The sequence below is a fragment of the Paenibacillus sp. FSL H7-0918 genome (assembly GCF_038007025.1).
GTDB classification, from domain to species: domain Bacteria; phylum Bacillota; class Bacilli; order Paenibacillales; family Paenibacillaceae; genus Paenibacillus_AQ; species Paenibacillus_AQ odorifer.
In genome coordinates, this window is record NZ_JBBOWJ010000005.1 from 73,277 (window position 1) to 91,632 (window position 18,356).

Annotated in this window: 17 protein-coding genes and 1 tRNA gene; 16 read left to right on the plus strand and 2 right to left on the minus strand. The window is 44.7% G+C overall.

The window, feature by feature from the left end:
- The first annotated feature begins 142 nt into the window (after positions 1-142).
- From uxaC to MHI15_RS27880, 14 genes are all read left to right on the plus strand, one after another.
- The gene (uxaC, locus tag MHI15_RS27815) at positions 143-1,570 is read left to right on the plus strand and encodes a glucuronate isomerase (RefSeq protein WP_076192647.1); all 1,428 of its coding nucleotides are present in this window, start codon (positions 143-145) and stop codon (positions 1,568-1,570) included.
- A 57-nt stretch (positions 1,571-1,627) separates the two neighbouring features.
- Positions 1,628-2,632 carry a LacI family DNA-binding transcriptional regulator gene (locus MHI15_RS27820; protein WP_076105201.1) on the plus strand — a complete coding sequence of 335 codons (1,005 nt, stop codon included), beginning with the start codon at positions 1,628-1,630 and terminating at the stop codon, positions 2,630-2,632.
- A 157-nt stretch (positions 2,633-2,789) separates the two neighbouring features.
- Complete coding sequence (locus MHI15_RS27825; RefSeq protein ID WP_076303373.1) at positions 2,790-4,259, plus strand: tagaturonate reductase; 1,470 nt, start codon at positions 2,790-2,792, stop codon at positions 4,257-4,259.
- 33 nt (positions 4,260-4,292) lie between these two features.
- Positions 4,293-5,783, plus strand: coding sequence for a UxaA family hydrolase (locus tag MHI15_RS27830; protein ID WP_076192672.1), 1,491 nt, complete (start codon positions 4,293-4,295; stop codon positions 5,781-5,783).
- 207 nt (positions 5,784-5,990) lie between these two features.
- Positions 5,991-6,215 carry a DUF1858 domain-containing protein gene (locus tag MHI15_RS27835; RefSeq protein WP_076280344.1) on the plus strand — a complete coding sequence of 75 codons (225 nt, stop codon included), beginning with the start codon at positions 5,991-5,993 and terminating at the stop codon, positions 6,213-6,215.
- Positions 6,216-6,230: 15 nt separating this feature from the next.
- Positions 6,231-7,490: a DUF438 domain-containing protein gene (locus MHI15_RS27840; protein ID WP_076186864.1), complete on the plus strand. Its 1,260-nt coding sequence runs from the start codon at positions 6,231-6,233 to the stop codon at positions 7,488-7,490.
- A gap of 209 nt (positions 7,491-7,699) precedes the next feature.
- Complete coding sequence (locus MHI15_RS27845) at positions 7,700-8,650, plus strand: ROK family glucokinase (protein ID WP_036687097.1); 951 nt, start codon at positions 7,700-7,702, stop codon at positions 8,648-8,650.
- A 46-nt stretch (positions 8,651-8,696) separates the two neighbouring features.
- Positions 8,697-9,596: an RNase adapter RapZ gene (gene rapZ, locus MHI15_RS27850; protein ID WP_076126855.1), complete on the plus strand. Its 900-nt coding sequence runs from the start codon at positions 8,697-8,699 to the stop codon at positions 9,594-9,596.
- A gap of 54 nt (positions 9,597-9,650) precedes the next feature.
- Positions 9,651-10,598 carry a gluconeogenesis factor YvcK family protein gene (locus MHI15_RS27855; protein WP_169744815.1) on the plus strand — a complete coding sequence of 316 codons (948 nt, stop codon included), beginning with the start codon at positions 9,651-9,653 and terminating at the stop codon, positions 10,596-10,598.
- 45 nt (positions 10,599-10,643) lie between these two features.
- Positions 10,644-11,573: a DNA-binding protein WhiA gene (gene whiA, locus MHI15_RS27860; protein ID WP_036687104.1), complete on the plus strand. Its 930-nt coding sequence runs from the start codon at positions 10,644-10,646 to the stop codon at positions 11,571-11,573.
- A 97-nt stretch (positions 11,574-11,670) separates the two neighbouring features.
- Positions 11,671-11,940, plus strand: a complete 270-nt coding sequence (locus MHI15_RS27865) for an HPr family phosphocarrier protein (RefSeq protein WP_036687106.1) — start codon at positions 11,671-11,673, stop codon at positions 11,938-11,940.
- Between the two features lie 170 nt (positions 11,941-12,110).
- Positions 12,111-12,866, plus strand: a complete 756-nt coding sequence (locus MHI15_RS27870; protein WP_076126857.1) for an SIMPL domain-containing protein — start codon at positions 12,111-12,113, stop codon at positions 12,864-12,866.
- 126 nt (positions 12,867-12,992) lie between these two features.
- The gene (locus MHI15_RS27875) at positions 12,993-14,096 is read left to right on the plus strand and encodes a PdaC/SigV domain-containing protein (RefSeq protein WP_341165149.1); all 1,104 of its coding nucleotides are present in this window, start codon (positions 12,993-12,995) and stop codon (positions 14,094-14,096) included.
- Positions 14,097-14,207: 111 nt separating this feature from the next.
- Complete coding sequence (locus tag MHI15_RS27880) at positions 14,208-14,846, plus strand: GDSL-type esterase/lipase family protein (protein ID WP_341165150.1); 639 nt, start codon at positions 14,208-14,210, stop codon at positions 14,844-14,846.
- A gap of 89 nt (positions 14,847-14,935) precedes the next feature.
- Here the strand turns inward: MHI15_RS27880 and clpP are convergent, their stop codons facing one another.
- Positions 14,936-15,532: an ATP-dependent Clp endopeptidase proteolytic subunit ClpP gene (gene clpP / locus MHI15_RS27885; protein WP_036687113.1), complete on the minus strand. Its 597-nt coding sequence runs from the start codon at positions 15,530-15,532 to the stop codon at positions 14,936-14,938.
- Between the two features lie 193 nt (positions 15,533-15,725).
- Positions 15,726-15,800, minus strand: a tRNA-Arg gene (locus tag MHI15_RS27890).
- Between the two features lie 268 nt (positions 15,801-16,068).
- Between MHI15_RS27890 and MHI15_RS27895 the strand changes: the two genes are divergently transcribed.
- Complete coding sequence (locus tag MHI15_RS27895) at positions 16,069-17,121, plus strand: sugar-binding transcriptional regulator (protein ID WP_076126862.1); 1,053 nt, start codon at positions 16,069-16,071, stop codon at positions 17,119-17,121.
- Positions 17,122-17,234: 113 nt separating this feature from the next.
- A complete protein-coding gene (gene gap, locus MHI15_RS27900; RefSeq protein ID WP_036687120.1) occupies positions 17,235-18,245 on the plus strand; it encodes a type I glyceraldehyde-3-phosphate dehydrogenase in 1,011 nt (336 codons plus the stop codon).
- Positions 18,246-18,356: the final 111 nt, after the last annotated feature.

Consider the following 18,356-nt stretch of genomic DNA (forward strand, 5'->3'; position numbering starts at 1 on the left):
AACGTGAACAATTTACACAAACCCTATTATAAGCAATAATTTTAAGTTTAAAATATTTATTAAGAAATCGACCGATTGAATAAATGTTCACGTTAAACTTTGTGTAACTCCCATTCGAACTTAAAGGAGAGCAGCAAACCTCATGAGTAAAAAATTCATGGATGAGAACTTCCTATTGTCGAGCGAGACCGCAATTAAGCTGTTTCATCATCATGCGAAAGACATGCCCATTATCGATTATCATTGCCACCTCAGCCCAAAAGAAATTTATGAGAACAAAACGTTCAACAATATCACCGAAGCTTGGCTGTATGGCGACCATTATAAATGGAGAGTGATGCGCGCTAACGGTATAGAAGAGAAATTCATTACTGGCGATGCCAGTGATTATGATAAATTTTTAGCCTGGGCTAGAACGGTTCCGATGATTATCGGGAATCCGCTATACCATTGGACGCATCTGGAGCTGCAACGTTTCTTCGGTGTATATGAGTTGCTGAATGAAGCTAACGCACCAAAAATTTGGGATGAAGTGAATAGACAGTTACAGGGTGAAGGATACGGAGCAAGAGATTTGATCATTAAATCGAAGGTGACTACGGTTTGTACTACCGATGATCCTGTAGATAATCTGGAATATCATGAGAAAATCAGTAATCTGAGTGGGTTCAATGCTAGCGTTGTGCCGGGATTCAGACCAGACAAAGCGCTTGAAATCAACCGTCCTACCTTCCAGCCTTGGGTAGCTCAGCTAAGCGAAGTTTCGGGAATGGCTGTTAAGAATTACGGACAGTTTCTTGCAGCATTGGAGAGCAGAGTGAGATTCTTCCACGCCAGAGCCGGCCGTGTATCTGACCATGCTTTGGATGCGGTAATGTTTGAGCCTACTACCTTGGAGGAAGCTACAGCTATATTCGCTAAAGCACTTTATGAAGGCACTGTAAGTGAGAGTGAAGAAAAGAAATATAAAGGATTCACGCTAGTATTCCTCGGCAAATTGTATAACGAGCTGGATTGGGCGATGCAATTCCATATTCATGCGCTACGGAATAACAACAGCGTAATGTTCGGACGTCTCGGACCTGATACGGGTTATGATTCTATCAATGACGGCGTGATTGCTAAGCCTTTGGCGGGTCTGCTCGATGCGCTGGATCGTGAGAATGCGCTGCCTAAGACCATTTTGTACTCATTGAACCCTAATGACAATCATGTTATTGCCAGTCTAATGGGTAGCTTCCAGGGCGGCGGTATTCCAGGGAAGATTCAATTCGGAACCGCATGGTGGTACAACGATAATAAAGACGGCATGCTGGAACAGATGAAGACACTTGCTAATCTAGGCGTACTTAGCCAATTTGTTGGGATGTTAACAGACTCCAGAAGCTTTTTATCGTATACCAGACATGAGTACTTTAGAAGAATCTTGTGTGATCTAGTAGGCTCTTGGGTAGAAGCTGGAGAAGCCCCGGATGATATGGAGTTACTGGGCAGTATGATTGAGAACATCTGTTACAATAACGCTGATCATTATTTTAATTTCTCGAAACAGGCATTGGTGACTAGGTAATCGTTATGATATCCTTACATGGAAGAGCCAAACCCGTTTAATAAGGAAGGTTGACCCATGGCACCTACAATCAAGGATATCGCCAAATTGGCGAATGTATCGCATACAACTGTATCGAGAGCACTTAACAATAGTCCACTAATTAAAGAGGTCACACGTAAAAAAATTGCCGAGATCGCTGCGCAAGTGGGTTACGTCCCTAATTACAATGCCAAAAGCCTTGTGATGCAGCGATCCTATACCATTGGTCTGTTCTTCACGAGTATTGCCAACGGCACAACTTCTGGTTTCTTCTCTGATACGATTCGTGGTGTAAATAGGGTCATAGATGTAGAGTACAATCTGTTCATCCGTGGGATCGACGATTATGCGGATTACTCCTCTATTCATCGCAAACGTTTTGATGGAATTATTCTAATGAGCCAGAGTGAAGCAGATAATAAATTCATTTACCATGTTGTCCAGCAAGGCATTCCAATCGTTGTGCTGAACCGGGAAATTGATGACCGTTCCATTATCAACATCATCTCGAACGACCGGGAAGGTGCTTATAATGCAGGCAAATACCTGATCGAAAACGGGCATCAAGACATTGCAATTATTGAAGGTGTCGAGGGCTTTAAATCCACACAGGAACGCAGAGATGGCTTTATAAAAGCTTTGATTGACCATAATATCCCTGTTCGTAATGACTACATGATAAGCGGTAGTTATGATATGCAAAGTGGATATGAGGCGATGGGCAAGCTGCTGGATCTCGAGAAGCCACCGACTGCTGTATTTTGCTCCAATGATGATATGGCGATCGGGGCTATGAAAGGCGTGTTTGAGCGAGGGCTGCAGGTGCCAAATGATATCTCTGTTGTTGGTTTTGACGACATTGGGTTTTCACTTTTTGCCAATCCTTCACTCACCACGGTCAAACGTCCTATTGAGAAGATTAGTGAGCAAGGCGCTCGCCAGCTGTTAAGCTTGGTCAAGGAACCCTCAGAAAAAGACGGGCGGATCTCGATCGAGACAGAGCTTATTGCCAGAGAATCAGTCAGGAAGTTGCAGAAGTAGAGGCTGCGCATAGCAGCCTGATCCTTTACCTTCGTAAAGGATTGCTATCTAAAATTTTCACGTGTTCATATATTTAATGAATTAGTAATATAAATATGATTTTATATAGTTTATTTAATAAGTTTATCGTGTGCATTTACTATTAGGAGGCGTTAATATGAAAAGATTAAATAGTGATAATTGGACAGCTTACAAGCAGTATCCTGAGAAGGTTCTACAATTTGGCGAAGGCAATTTCATGCGCGCCTTTGTAGATTGGCAGATTCATACCATGAATCAAAAAACGGATTTCAATGGTGGAGTGGTTGTTGTACAGCCATTGGCTAACGGACTGGCAGAAATGCTGAATGATCAGGATGGGCTGTATACCCTTTATCTGCAAGGCATTAAAGACGGAGCGGCTGTAAAAGAACACGAGGTAATTAATTGTATTACGCGGACGCTTAATCCCTATTCACAGCATGAGGAGTATATGAAGCTGGCTGAGAACCCTGAGCTGCGCTTTATCGTGTCTAATACTACTGAAGCGGGAATTGCTTTTGAAGCTGGCGACAAGTTAACCGATACGCCGCAGAGTAGTTTCCCAGGCAAGCTGACGGCCTTATTGTACAAACGTTATCAAACTTTTAATGGGGAGGCTTCTAAAGGTTTTATCATCATTCCATGCGAGCTGATTGACCGGAATGGTGATGAACTCAAAAAGGTTATTTTGAAATATGCTGAGCTGTGGAATCTTGGAGAAGGTTTTGTGAACTGGTTGAATGAAGCTAATACCTTCTGCTGCAGTCTGGTGGACCGCATTGTTCCCGGTTATCCAAGAGACAGCATTGCCGAGATTACAGAAGAGCTGGGTTATGAGGATAAGCTGGTCGTTGTCGGCGAGCAATTCCATCTTTGGGTGATTGAAGGGCCACAGTGGATTAAAAAGGAGTTCCCGGCTGAACTAGCAGGTCTTAATGTGCTGGTGGTGGATGACATGGCCCCTTATCGCACTCGTAAAGTGAGAATTTTAAACGGAGCTCATACAGCTATGACACCAGTAGCGTATTTGTACGGTATTGATACGGTTGCTGAAGCCATTGAGCACGAAGAGGTTGGGGCGTACGTGAAGTCCTTAATCTATGATGAGATTATTCCAACGCTGGATCTGCCGGCAGAGGAATTGAATTCTTTTGCAGACGCGGTATTAGAAAGATTCCTGAACCCTTATGTGCAGCATTACTTGATGAGCATTTCCCTTAATTCTATATCGAAGTTTAAGACAAGAGATCTGCCTTCTTTACTGCAATATGTAGAGGCCAAAGGACAATTGCCTGAAAAGCTTGTCTTCTCATTGAGCGCATTAATTGCCTTCTATAGAGGACGCAGAGGGGAAGAAAACATTCAACTGGCTGATGATGCGGATATTTTGGAATGGTTCGCCTCCTTATGGGGAGGATGGGATGGCACAGACACCGGGCTGCGCGCACTGGCCGTCGAAGTACTTGCCGCAACCAATCGCTGGGGCTGTGACCTGAATGAAGTGTCTGGACTTACTGACAAGGTGACAGAAGGACTGATTGCGATTGAGAAAAATGGCATGAAGCAAGCCTTAAAAGCGTTCGTGAAGAGACCGGCACACAACTAATACCCTGGAGGTGACAATGATATGATCAAGACGATGAAAGAAGTATTGCAGATTAATGAGGCTGATAATGTCGCTGTTGCACTAAAAGACTATAAAGCAGGCGACACCATTGTGATTGGTTCAAAAGAGATTAAAATTACTGAAGATATCGCTAGAGGCCATAAAATTGCACTATCCAGCATTAGCGAAGGTGAAAATGTATTGAAATATGGTTATCCCATTGGTCATGCTATAGCGTCTATCGCGCCGGGGCAGTGGGTGCATACCCATAACACTAAGACAAACCTAACAGGGGTAGAGGAATATACCTTTGAGCAGAAGCTGACGCCGAATCCTTTTGCAGCGGAGAATTTGACCTTTAAGGGCTATCGCCGCTTTGATGGATCTGTAGGTATCCGCAATGAGCTGTGGATCGTCCCTACTGTTGGTTGTGTGAATGGAGTGGCGGAGCAGATCATCAATATTTTCAAAGCAGAGGTTGGAGATATCGCACCTTTCGATAACGTGCTCGTGCTTAAGCATAACTACGGTTGCTCCCAGCTGGGCGATGATCATGACAATACACGTACGATTCTGGCTAACGCGGTTAAACACCCGAATGCGGGCGGCGTGCTTGTGCTCGGATTGGGCTGTGAGAATAACAATTTGCATATTTTTAAAGACATGCTGGGCAGCTATGATGAGGATCGTGTGCGTTTCCTTGTCTCCCAGGAGGTTGGGAATGAGATTGAAGAAGGCGTGAAGCTGCTGAAGGAAATCTACAATAATGTACAAGGTGATCAACGGGAAGAGGTATCACTCTCCGAGCTGAAGATCGGTCTGAAATGTGGAGGCTCCGACGGGTTATCCGGTATTACTGCGAATCCGCTCCTTGGACGTCTGTCTGATTATATGGCTGCTCAAGGCGGGACCACTGTACTGACAGAAGTGCCTGAAATGTTTGGCGCCGAAAAAATTCTAATGGAACGTGCTGCGGACGAAAATATTTTCAACAAAATTGTCGATCTCATTAATGACTTTAAGCAGTATTTTATGGACTATAAACAGCCGGTATATGAAAATCCTTCTCCAGGGAATAAAGCCGGAGGAATTACTACGCTTGAGGATAAATCATTGGGTTGTACTCAAAAATCCGGGAACGCTACAGTTATGGATGTCCTCAAGTACGGGGAGCTTATCACTAATAAAGGCTTAAATCTCCTTAACGCACCTGGCAATGATCTTGTGGCTTCCTCTGCACTGGCTGCTGCTGGCTGCCAATTGGTGATCTTTACGACCGGGCGGGGAACACCATTTGGTACATTCGTGCCTACGATGAAAGTATCTACCAATACCCCATTGTATGAAGGCAAACGTCATTGGATCGATTTTAATGCAGGTGTGTTGGTGGAAGATGGTTCTCCAGATGAGGTCCTGCGCAGCTTCATAAACTATATTATTGCGGTGGCCAGCGGTGAATGGGTTAATAATGAAAAGAATAATTTCCGTGAGATCTCCATATTCAAAACAGGAGTAACGCTATAATAAATCATTAATTAATGACAAATCAGGCTGTCTCTTATGCTTTTTAAGCGTAGGGGGCAGTTTTTTTAGGTTCACAGCAGACATAATCCGTCTTAAAAAGAACGATAATTGCTTTCTTTTGAATTAGTGATTGCAATCACAATGGTCCTGTATGGCCTGTGATAATCTTTTATTGAGAATAGTTCTCACATAAAGGAGAAGAGTCAAATGGAAAAAGTGCTGAGTTTGGATGAATCTATATTCGAGATGGTATCACGGCATCCGGAGGTCATCGAGATTATGGTAGAGCTGGGCTTTAAGGATATTGCCAAGCCTGGCATGCTGCAGACTGCTGGCCGTTTCATGACCTTATCCAAAGGAATTAAGCTGAAAAAAATGGATCTCGAGCACGTGAAGCAAACTTTTGAACGTCATGGTTTCGAGATTATTTAATAAAGGAGTGTTAATATGAGCGAACTGATTAACAACCGTGAAGTTGATGTGCCGGAACAGACTCGTCGCCAGGCTATGCTTAAGGAGATTATTAAAGAGCTGCATGCAGGCAAAAGTGTAGAAGAGGTTAAGGCGCGATTCGCCGAAGCTGTGGGTGATGTTACCGTAGCGGAGATTTCCGCGATGGAGCATTCATTAATGACCGAAGAAGGAATTCCGGTATCCGAGGTCCAACGTCTTTGTTCGGTGCATACAGCCATCTTTAAAGGCTCTATTGAGCAGATTCACCGCTCGTCCCAGCCCGAGGAGCAGCCAGGCCATCCAGTACACACCTTCAAATTGGAGAATCGTGAGATCGAAAGACTTGTTAACTTCCGCATGGATCTGCACGCAACAAAGTTTCAAAAGAATGATAGTGAGGAACTGATCTTCAAATTGTTGGAGGATCTTAGCTTGCTGCTGGATCTTGATAAACACTATAGCCGAAAAGAAAATCTGCTGTTCCCATACCTCGAAAAATACGGCATTTATGGCCCAACCAAGGTAATGTGGGGAGTGGATGATAATATCCGCCGTATGATTAAAGAGGCAAAAGCAGCGCTCAGCACTTATAGCGGAAACGCAGCAGAAATAGGCGTTCAGCTTGAGGAGATCATCAAGGAAGTTAATGAAATGATCTTTAAGGAAGAAAATATTCTATTGCCTATGGCCCTGGACAAACTGACGGAAGATGAATGGGTCAAAATCGCCCGGGAGAGCGATGAGATCGGGTTCTGCCTAACCGCACCGGAGCAGGAGTGGATCCCTGAGCGGGCCGCTGAGCCGGACGGCGCAGTGCTGGAAGAAACAGAAGGAGCTACGCCGCAAGGCGGGTTCATCCGTTTTGAGACAGGGTTGTTGTCACTTCATCAGCTGGAGACCGTACTCAACCATCTTCCTGTAGATCTAACCTTCATTGATGAGAATGATGTTGTCCGATATTTTTCACATGGGAAGGAACGTATCTTTGCCCGAACTAAAGCGGTTATCGGCCGTACAGTACAGAACTGTCATCCCCCGCAAAGTGTTCATGTGGTAGAGAAGCTTTTGGAAGACTTTAAGGCAGGCCGTAAGGATGCTGAAGACTTCTGGATCAATATCAAGGATAAGTTTATCTACATCCGTTACTTCGCTGTACGAGACGAGTCAGGCCAATATATGGGCACGCTAGAGTTCACACAGAATATCGCTCCAATCCGAGCATTAGAGGGCCAAAAGCGCATTTTATCAGAATAAATCGGTGCGTTGGGTTATTTTCCAGATAATAATATAGGTACAAGACTCTCTTACTTAGGCGTAAGGGGGTCTTTTTAGAATATAATAGAGTATACTCTTAAAATAAGGAATTCCCGGGTGTGTTGTCTTTCCTTGACCACAGAGAGGGCTTCTATTATAGTTGGTACTTAGGATTAACTATTTTAGTATAAAAAAAGGTGGCTTGTTACATGTCTGAGAATATCTACGTTGGCGTGGATTTGGGTGGAACTGCAATTAAGGTTGGAATCTGTAATGCTGAAGGTACCCTGCTACATACTTATGAGGGACCTACAGGAACTGCAGAGGGTGTCGATACTGTTATCGATAATATCGAGAAGTATGTACGCCAAATTGTGGAGGATTCCCCGTACTCTTGGGATCAGCTTGCAGGTGTAGGAGCGGGTGTAGCCGGGTTCACAAATATTCGTGAAGGAATCATCATCCTTGCGCCTAACATAGGATTTAGAGATGTGCCGATCCGTTCCATTTTGGAAGATCGTTGGAACAAGCCTGTCAAAATAGACAATGATGCGAATGTGGCTGCACTGGGCGAAGCTTGGAGCGGTGCGGGACGTGGCGTTGATAACTGTGTCTGCTATACGCTTGGAACAGGTGTCGGTGGCGGAATCATTATTAATGGAAAGATTTATCAAGGCTTTGCGGGATTAGCTGGTGAGCTTGGTCATATCACAGTAGTGCCGGATCTGGAAGCTATTCAATGCGGCTGTGGCAACATGGGCTGTCTGGAAACCGTTTCCTCCGCTACAGGTATTATCCGCATGGCTAATGATGCAGTAGCTCGTGGCGATCGTACTTCCCTCTCTATGGTAGAGAAGATTGCTGCGAAAGAAGTCTTTGATGCGGCTAAGGCTGGCGATGAAGTAGCTATCCGTATAGTGAATCGTGCAGCGTACTATCTGGGTAAATCCATGGCTTCTGTTGCGGCTGTGCTTAACCCTGAAGTATTTATCGTTGGCGGCGGTGTGTCTAAGGCTGGAGATATTCTATTTGATGAGGTTCGTCGTGTGTTTGCGAAATTGACACCGGCTCCGCTTCAAACTGGTGTTTCGATTATTCCAGCTGAGCTAGGCAATGACGCAGGTATTGTTGGGGCTGCCGGCCTTTTGCTGCGTTCTTAAAAGACGGGAAGTATTCATATACTAAATCTAGGGAGGGGACGCTTTTATGACCGAATTGGACAATACCCCAACGGCTGGAGCCACCCTGATTATTATTACGGGAATGTCAGGTGCGGGGAAGACAATTGCTGTACAGAGTCTGGAAGACCTAGGGTTCTTCTGTGTCGATAATTTACCACCGGTGCTGATTCCCAAGTTCGCAGAGCTAATTGAACAGTCGAAGGGTAAGATTGCCAAGGTAGCCCTTGTAATTGACCTGCGTGGTCGAGAATTCTTCACTGCTTTGTCTGAGTCTCTTGCCTATATCAAGGATGAGTCAACCATTGGCTGTGAGATCTTGTTTTTGGATGCTACAGATTCAGTACTTGTTCAGCGTTACAAGGAAAGTCGACGTCATCATCCATTAGCACCTAAGGGGCTGCCGCTTGATGGTATCAAGCTAGAACGTAAAATGCTTGAAGAATTGAAAAATTCAGCTACGTTATGTTTAGATACCAGCAGTATGAAGCCCGTGCAGCTTAAGGAGAAGATCGTTTCACGGTTTTCGCATCTAGGAAAAAGTACGCTTTCCGTCAATATTACATCCTTCGGATTTAAGTACGGTATCCCTATTGATGCAGATCTTGTCTTCGATGTCCGCTTCTTGCCTAACCCACATTATGTGGACCATCTGCGGCCTAAAACCGGCCAGGACAGTGAAGTCTACGATTATGTAATGAAGTGGCCTGAAACACAGGTGTTCCTGACCAAACTGCTCGATATGCTTCATTTTCTAATTCCGCAATATCGTAAGGAAGGTAAGTCCCAGATTATCATTGGCATTGGCTGTACGGGAGGTAAACACCGTTCCGTAGCCATATCCGAGTATTTGGGTAAAATGCTGGGCGTTAGCGAGACGGAATCCGTAACCGTTAGTCATCGGGATTCCGAGCGTGATCGGCACTAGAGAGAAGGGGTCATAGTGGCTGAAGAACAAAGACAGCGTCCACGTATCGTCGTTATGGGCGGTGGCACGGGGTTATCTGTTATGCTTCGTGGTTTAAAAGAGAAGCCATTAGATATTACTGCTATTGTTACCGTTGCCGATGATGGGGGAAGCTCAGGTATTTTGCGCAGTGAACTGCAAATGCCTCCTCCTGGGGACATCCGCAACGTATTGACAGCTATGGCTGATGTTGAGCCGCTCATGGCAGAGATTATGAGATACCGTTTCAACACGGGTGAGGGACTAGCTGGTCATAGTCTCGGCAACTTGATTCTTGCTGCGCTCACGGATATATCCGGCGATTTCGTTACAGCTGTACGGGAGCTCAGTCGATTATTCGCTGTTCGCGGCCGGGTATTGCCTGCGGCCGGTGAGGCTGTAATCCTGCATGCAGAAATGTCGGACGGCACGATTATCACGGGGGAGTCCAAAATCCCTGAAGCTGGCGGGATCATCAGACGAGTGTCCTTGGAGCCGCCAGATGTAGAACCGTTGCCCGAAGCGCTTGAGGCGATTCGGAATGCAGATGCGATCCTGCTGGGTCCTGGCAGTCTGTATACGAGCATTCTTCCCAACCTGCTTGTTCCGAAACTGGCAGAAGCGGTTGTATCTTCGAATGCTATCAAAATTTTCGTCTGCAACGTAATGACTCAGCCGGGTGAAACGGATAACTATACCGTCAGCGATCATCTTCAAGCTGTATATGATCATATCGGGATCGATTTATTCGATTATGTTATTGTTAATGACGGTGAGATTCCGGAACAGGTCCAGACGAAGTACGCCGAGAAGGGCGCGCGCCCGGTGCAGCTTGATAAAGAAGCGCTGGATGGCAATGGATACAAGGTTATAGCCGATAAACTGGTTTTATTCCGAACTTATTTGAGACATGATACCGATAAGCTTAGTCATCACATTTATCAGCTTGTGCAGGATTGGATAAACAGAAACCCTAGGGTATAACTTATAGATGAGAACGAAGTACTTATCAAGAAAGAGGTGAGACCCTTGTCTTTTGCGGCCCTTACCAAAAAAGAGCTGACGATGGTGGAGAGTGAACCCTGCTGCGAGAAGGCGGAAATGTCAGCGCTTATCCGTATGAATGGATCTGTGCAGCTTTCAAGCAAAAAGGTTATTCTCGACATTTCGACGGAGAACGCCGCGATTGCAAGGCGGGTATATTCTTTACTTAAGAAATATTACCAGGTCCATATTGAGCTACTCGTGCGTAAAAAAATGCGTTTGAAGAAAAATAACGTCTATATCGTCAGAATCCCAAACCGTGTACAAGAGATCCTAAAGGATCTTAGAATTGTGTCGGAAGGATTTATTTTTACCGATGGTATTGATGATGAGATTGTTGGGAATAACTGCTGCAAGCGTGCTTATTTGCGCGGTGCCTTTCTGGCTGGCGGATCGGTTAATAATCCGGAAGGCTCCTCCTACCATTTGGAGATTTCCTCGATGTATGAGGAACATTGTAAAGCATTAGTGGATCTGGCTGGGGAATTCCACCTAAACGCACGCTGTATTGAACGTAAAAAAGGGTTCATTCTTTACATTAAAGAAGGCGAGAAGATCATTGAATTCTTAAGTTTGATTGGAGCGCATCAGGCGCTGTTCAAATTTGAGGATGTAAGAATTATGCGCGATATGCGTAATTCCGTGAATCGGATCGTGAACTGCGAGACCGCAAATCTCAACAAAACAATAAGTGCTGCGGTGCGGCAGATTGAGAATATCAAGCTGTTGCAGCGAGAAATGGGACTGGAGAATTTGCCGGATAAACTGCGTGAAGTAGCAGAAATTCGAATGGCGCATCCAGATATCAACCTCAAGGAGGTTGGTGAAATGCTCAAAGGTACAGTCAGTAAGTCGGGAGTAAATCATCGGCTTCGTAAGATTGATGAGCTGGCGGACAAGGTTCGAGGCGGCTAATTACTTTTTTTCTAGTGTGGTTTACGTTATAATGATATAATAATATAAAATTAATGTGAAACTTTTGGGGAGAACTCAATTAGGGGGTAAGCGTTTCATGACAAAGCACCCGGTAGTTGTTCGGTTGAAGACAGGGCTTCATGCCCGACCGGCAGCATTGTTTGTGCAAGAAGCTAACAAGTTTTCGTCGGAGATTTTCGTGGAAAAAGATGATAAAAAAGTAAATGCTAAAAGTATTATGGGGATTATGAGCCTCGCTATCAGTTCCGGCACGGAGATTTACATTAGCGCGGACGGTGCGGATGCCGATCAAGCTGTAAACGCTTTGACAAGTCTGGTCAGCAAAGAAGAGCTTGAGAACCAATAATAGGAAGACAACATCGTTTCTGCTAGGAAGACTTTATTTATCGCATGACCAAAAGCCCTTCGGGGCTTTTTTTTAATACCAAAAAATAGATGGAGAACGTGCAACATTTACCAAAATGACTCGTCTAGAGGATAATAACAAAACACAAGAAATGAAAGGGGCTGGCAAATATGAAAGGTTTATTGAAGAAAATTGGTTCAGTGATGATCGTAGGGAGTTTGTTAATTGGAGGGATCAGCATGAGTGGTGTTTTCCAAGGTCCTGCAAAGGCTTATGCAGATGAAGTGCAGAAAAATGTCGTTAGTGTAGTAGGTAAAGGCGAATTGTCCCTCAAGCCGGATATTGTATACTTGTCCATCGGTGTGGATACTACGGCCACAACTGCGCAAGAAGCGCAGAAGACCAATGCCGCTAAAATTCAGAAGATTATGACTTTACTGAAGAATACTTGGAAAATTGCAGATAAAGATATTCAAAGCACGCAGTTTTATGTGCAACCCAATTATAGTTACAGCGAAAAAGAAGGACAGCAAGTGAAGGGGTACAACGCTAATCATACGCTGTTAGTGTCTTATAGAGATCTGACCAAGGTTGGTGAATTGCTGGACGCTGCATCTGCGGCAGGGGCGAATAATATCGGAAATGCACGTTTTTCTGTGGAAGATACTTCTGCATTTGAAGCTCAGGTGATTGAAAAAGCGATGGCGAATGCAGATGTTAAAGCAGGGGCTATTGCTAAGGCAGCTAAACGCAGCTTGGGTCAAGTGATCACGGTCAGCCAAAATGATGGCGATATCACTCCGGTTTATTTTGAACAGAATCTAAAAATGAATATGGCTGCAGCAGATGCTGGTGCAAGCACATCCGTGCAACCCGGAGTAGTTAAAGTTACAACTCAGCTGAGCGTAATGTATGAATTGAAATAGTATCAGAACAAGGTGAATGCAGAGAGGAGAGGTGATCTTCCACTAGTAATAGTGGGGGGCGCCTCTTTTTTTGTGTAAGTTCTCTACGATTCTGTTTAATAAATTGGAAAGGAGAGGAAAAATAAGATGATGAATATTATTTCAAAAGAATCAGCACGCAAATGGGGCATAGGTCTGATGTCAGCAGGTTTATTGTTTGGTGGAGGTCTGCTGCCCAGCGAAACGGGTTATGCAGCAGTTAGTAAAACGGAGAATAAAACTATTGAATCGCGTATCGTTTTAAAGGCAAACGGGATAAATTCGTTACAGGAAGGTATTTTGAAGGAAGGACAGGCCTGGATTCCCCTAACTTTTATGCGAGATGTGTTGGGATTACCGCTTGTGTATGATAAGAAGGAAAATGCGTACATGATTGGAAAAGGATCGGCCAAGGCCAAGTTGATGTTATCCAGCTACGGTACTTCTGTGTGGGTGAACAACTATTTCATTCGAGAGTATGAAGGAAAGTTAATTAATAATCGCCTCTATGTTCCATCAGGATTGTTAAATGATTATATGGGTTATAAGGTAGATTGGAGTCGGGCCGCCAGTAGGCTGAATGTGGTGAACAGACCGCAGAACGCGCTGACGGTAACCACGGAAACTTATGCTAAAGATCGGGCAGAAGCTTTTATTCAGCTTGATTATCCGAAGATCAGTGGATTGGGCAACTCCAGTGCGCAACAAGCTATTAATAATACTTTGAAGGAAAGTGTTATGAAATTCGCGGCGGGTGCAGAACAGGATATCTCCGATCGAGATGGAGCAGAGCCCAAATACACCTATGATTCAGGTTATGTAGTGACCTACAATCAGAATGGTGTGATCAGCATAGTGATGCATCAGTATAGTGATACGGGCGGCGCCCATGGAATGACTAACCGTGAAGCCTTCACCTTCTCGCTTAAGGATGGTAAACGTCTACTGTTGGGCGACCTGTTTGGAGCTAATCCAAACTACAAAAAACAGCTGAATGCAAAGCTGAGCAGGCTACTGAAGGCAGAGGATAGTTATTTGGGAGGATTCAACGGATTGAATACGGAGAAATATTTCTATCTGAAGGACGACAAGGTTGTTCTGTTCTTCCAATTATATGAGTACACAGCGTATGCTGCAGGCTTCCCTGAGTATACTTTTAGTTTCAAAGAGCTTTTGCCGGATGGCAGTAGCCCGTTTGCTGGCATAAAATAAATGGAAATGCTTCGTCTCCGCTAATGTCGGCACAAGACATCTCCCCCTTACCAGAGTTATCTCTTGTTCATATGCTAAAGGGAGTAACTAGTTTATGAACGGGGGAGAGCTATGGGCTACCAATATACTGCAATTGGCGATTCCTTGACGACTGGATTTGGTGCTCTGCCAGGTAACGGTTTTGTTCCGGTGTACCGTAGAATGGCAGAAGGGAGACTGCGGACTACTGTAGCCTCTACGAATTTAGGCGTGAACGGAATGACTACTTCAGAGCTGGAGCAGCGGCTGCGCGGAAATTCCATGATGCGTGAGGCCGTTCGAGAAGCCGATATCATCACTGTGTCTATCGGTGGTAATGATTTGATTCACGCGGCCAAATCAGCAGCAAGACAGCAAGGCAACTTATCCGCAGAGCTGCGCAGATCGCTTCAGGAATGCAAACAAAATTTCTCTGCAATTATGAATATCCTTATACAATTGAAGGCGAGGACGCGTAGACCTTTTATCATTAGAATTGTGGGATTATATAACCCCTATCCTCAGGTGGTTGGTGCGACAGAGTGGGTCAGGCAGTTTAATCAATACGCAGTACAGTACAGTAGCCGAGTATGTGGATTTGCTTCGATTTACAGTGAGTTCGCAGGAAATGAGAGAGGGCTGTTATCCATTGATCATTTGCATCCGAATGGCCGGGGTTATCGCGTAATTGCCGAGAAACTGGATGCGCTAGGTTATGGCGGGCTGGCTTAATTGGATTTAGGTCTTCTATAAAATATAAAGAGGCTGTGCTCTAACCATAACGGATAGAGCACAGCCTCTTTATATTTTTACTTTATAGCTTACACACCGCTAGGCAATGTCTTCTCGATTACTTTATCTACGATACCGTATTCAGCCGCGTCTGCAGCAGTCATGAAGTAGTCGCGATCTGTATCCTTCTCAATACGTTCTAGAGGTTGACCCGTACGTTCTGCTAGAATACGGTTCAGCTTATCGCGCAATTTGAGGATGCGGCGGGCACGGATTTCAATGTCCGTTGCTTGACCTTGAGCACCACCCAGAGGCTGGTGGATCATGATCTCGCTGTTAGGCAGTGCAAAGCGTTTGCCTTTGGCGCCAGCGTTTAGCAGGAAAGCTCCCATGGAAGCTGCCATACCCACACAGATGGTGGAAACGTCTGGTTTAATGTACTGCATTGTATCAAAAATAGCCATACCTGCAGTAATGGAACCGCCTGGGCTATTCACGTAAAGGTGAATGTCCTTGTCAGGATCTTCGGCAGCCAAGAACAGCATTTGTGCGATGATAGAATTGGCTACCACGTCATTAACCTCCGTTCCAAGGAAAATGATGCGGTCCTTCAGCAGGCGGGAATAGATGTCATAAGCGCGCTCGCCGCGGTTGCTCTGTTCTACTACCATAGGAATATAACTCACGTGGAAAACCTCCTTGATATTGGTTCTTTAAATGTATTCATTTTTACTCTTGCCGTATTACCCACATGATAAACAAATTCAAACAAAAAGTCAAAGAAAGTCAAACTTATATTCAAAAAAAAGAGCCGACAAGCGGCTCTTTGGTTAAGTAGTAGTATAGGCACTACTAAATTATGTGCAAAAATGAAATTAATGGCGCGCCCGCCAAGAATCGAACTTGGATCTCAGGCTTCGGAGGCCTACGTCATATCCATTGGACCACGGGCGCAACAAAAATGATTATAATACAATTTTTACACAATTGCAATGTAATATTAATACTGGACAAGCGCTCTAGGGACAGGCATCGGGCGCTATATCTTTTTCTGACCTTATTAATGTATAAGAAGACAAGCGCTTGAGAATTCTACTCTCGGAAGACTTGCGCTTCGAGCAATATTTGGTTAGAATATGGGTGGGACTTAAAAAGTTTACCCGGGACGTTTTGAGACCATGAACAAGGGAATAGAGGAAGACGAAGTTGCAGGAGTGAAAGTATGCGTAATTTATTAGATATCCAAAAGCAGCTTCTGCCTGATCTCATGGAAACCCTTAAGAGACGGTACACGATTCTTCATCAGATCATGCTGTCCGATATTATTGGGCGCAGAACGCTAGCCGCTTCGCTAGATATGACTGAGCGGGTACTGCGTGCCGAGACGGATCTTCTGAAATCGCAAGGGCTTATTGAGATCGAGAGTGTTGGCATGCGCATTAGCGCTGCTGGACGTAGACTGCTTGATTTGCTAGAGCCGGTTGTTAAGAGCCTATTTGGTCTGGATGAGCTGGAAGAGAAAATTCGAGCAACGTATGGTCTGGATAAAGTTATTGTAGTACCGGGTGATTGTGAGTCATCGCCGTTCACCAAACGAGAGCTTGGCCGAGCGGGTGCGAAAGCGCTGCTGAGTATACTTCGCGCAGATGATACAGTTGCCGTCACAGGTGGATCGACGCTTGCCGATATGGCTGATCAACTGGCACCGCCGTTGTCCCTTTCCTATAAGAACGCTTGGTTTGTTCCGGCGCGTGGAGGATTAGGAGAGAGTATGGAGATTCAAGCCAACACGATTGCCTCAACAATGGCAAAGCGGGTTGGAGCCAACTACCGGTTGTTGCATGTCCCTGATTTGCTTAGCGGGGATGCATACCAATCGCTGGCACTTGACTCTAATATTGGAGAGATTGTACAAACCATCCGTAGTTCGCGTATTATTGTACATGGGATTGGGGATGCCATTGAAATGACCCGCCGCCGCAAACTGGACGAGGCTACAGTCTCGGAAATCCAGGGTGAAGGGGCAGTGGCCGAATCTTTTGGCTATTATTTCAATGAAGAGGGTCAGGTTGTCCATACCATGCTTACGATGGGTCTACGTCTAGAAGATATTATTCGGACAGAGAAAGTCATCGGTATTGCAGGAGGCAAACCCAAGGCCAAAGCCATTCATGCCATGCTGCGTTTCGGGCAGGAGAATATTCTCGTCACGGACGAGGCTGCTGCAGTAGAAATAGGCAAGGAAATTGACAATCAACTACAGCTATCTTCGTAGTTTTTAGATTGCAGGCAATAACATACTTCTTGCATCATACTTAACATTGTTGTCATGACAGACCTCACCGTCTGTTTTGAATAAATAAAACGAATTCTAGGAGGAACTATTCAATGAGTGTAAAAGTTGGAATTAACGGTTTTGGACGTATTGGACGCCTTGCTTTCCGCCGTATTCAAAATGTAGAAGGTATCGAAGTGGTAGCAATCAACGACTTGACTGACGCTAAGATGCTTGCTCATTTGCTTAAATATGATACAACTCAAGGTAAATTCCAAGGTGATGTTGAAGTGCATGATGGCTTCTTCAAAGTCAATGGTAAAGAAGTTAAGGTTCTTGCTAACCGCAACCCTGAAGAATTGCCATGGGGCGACCTAGGCGTTGATATCGTACTTGAGTGCACAGGTTTCTTCACAACTAAAGAAGCAGCTGAAAAACACTTGAAAGGTGGAGCTAAGAAAGTAGTTATCTCCGCTCCAGCTACTGGCGACATGAAAACGGTCGTTTACAACGTTAACGATGACATTCTTGATGGTACTGAGACTGTTATTTCCGGCGCATCTTGCACAACTAACTGCCTAGCTCCTATGGCAAAAGTACTGAACGACAAGTTCGGTATCGTTGAAGGCTTGATGACTACAATTCATGCTTACACTGGCGACCAAAACACTTTGGATGCTCCACATGCTAAAGGTGACTTCAGACGCGCTCGTGCAGCAGCTGAGAACATCATTCCTAACACTACTGGTGCTGCTAAAGCAATCGGTCTGGTTATTCCAGAACTTAAAGGTAAATTGGATGGTGCAGCTCAACGTGTTCCAGTTGCAACTGGTTCCCTGACTGAACTTGTAACTGTTCTTGATAAGAGCGTTACTGTTGAAGAAATCAACGCAGCAATGAAAGCAGCTTCCGATCCAGACACTTATGGTTACACTGAAGATGAAATCGTATCTTCCGACATCAAAGGTATGACTTTCGGATCCCTGTTCGATGCTACACAAACTAAAGTATTGACTGTTGGCGACAAACAACTGGTTAAAACTGTTGCTTGGTATGACAATGAAATGTCCTACACTGCACAATTGGTTCGTACTTTGGAGAAATTCGCTAAAATCGCTAAGTAATTGACTTGATATAAGCAACATCTATAGAGCGGAAACAGAAATTCCTTGTTTCCGCTCTTTCTAAATGTATTTCTTGTTTCCTGCTAGAAACAATTTTGGGTGTGGAGGAAT

What these genes read in the sequence shown, in the direction of transcription:
- MHI15_RS27835 (WP_076280344.1), top strand. Translation starts at nt 5,991, where the DNA reads ATGGAAAAAGTGCTGAGTTTGGATGAATCTATATTCGAGATGGTATCA.
- MHI15_RS27845 (WP_036687097.1), top strand. Translation starts at nt 7,700, where the DNA reads ATGTCTGAGAATATCTACGTTGGCGTGGATTTGGGTGGAACTGCAATT.
- MHI15_RS27820 (WP_076105201.1), top strand. Translation starts at nt 1,628, where the DNA reads ATGGCACCTACAATCAAGGATATCGCCAAATTGGCGAATGTATCGCAT.
- MHI15_RS27895 (WP_076126862.1), top strand. Translation starts at nt 16,069, where the DNA reads ATGCGTAATTTATTAGATATCCAAAAGCAGCTTCTGCCTGATCTCATG.
- MHI15_RS27825 (WP_076303373.1), top strand. Translation starts at nt 2,790, where the DNA reads ATGAAAAGATTAAATAGTGATAATTGGACAGCTTACAAGCAGTATCCT.
- rapZ (WP_076126855.1), top strand. Translation starts at nt 8,697, where the DNA reads ATGACCGAATTGGACAATACCCCAACGGCTGGAGCCACCCTGATTATT.
- uxaC (WP_076192647.1), top strand. Translation starts at nt 143, where the DNA reads ATGAGTAAAAAATTCATGGATGAGAACTTCCTATTGTCGAGCGAGACC.
- MHI15_RS27875 (WP_341165149.1), top strand. Translation starts at nt 12,993, where the DNA reads ATGATGAATATTATTTCAAAAGAATCAGCACGCAAATGGGGCATAGGT.
- MHI15_RS27840 (WP_076186864.1), top strand. Translation starts at nt 6,231, where the DNA reads ATGAGCGAACTGATTAACAACCGTGAAGTTGATGTGCCGGAACAGACT.
- MHI15_RS27870 (WP_076126857.1), top strand. Translation starts at nt 12,111, where the DNA reads ATGAAAGGTTTATTGAAGAAAATTGGTTCAGTGATGATCGTAGGGAGT.
- gap (WP_036687120.1), top strand. Translation starts at nt 17,235, where the DNA reads ATGAGTGTAAAAGTTGGAATTAACGGTTTTGGACGTATTGGACGCCTT.
- MHI15_RS27830 (WP_076192672.1), top strand. Translation starts at nt 4,293, where the DNA reads ATGAAAGAAGTATTGCAGATTAATGAGGCTGATAATGTCGCTGTTGCA.
- MHI15_RS27880 (WP_341165150.1), top strand. Translation starts at nt 14,208, where the DNA reads ATGGGCTACCAATATACTGCAATTGGCGATTCCTTGACGACTGGATTT.
- MHI15_RS27855 (WP_169744815.1), top strand. Translation starts at nt 9,651, where the DNA reads ATGGGCGGTGGCACGGGGTTATCTGTTATGCTTCGTGGTTTAAAAGAG.
- MHI15_RS27865 (WP_036687106.1), top strand. Translation starts at nt 11,671, where the DNA reads ATGACAAAGCACCCGGTAGTTGTTCGGTTGAAGACAGGGCTTCATGCC.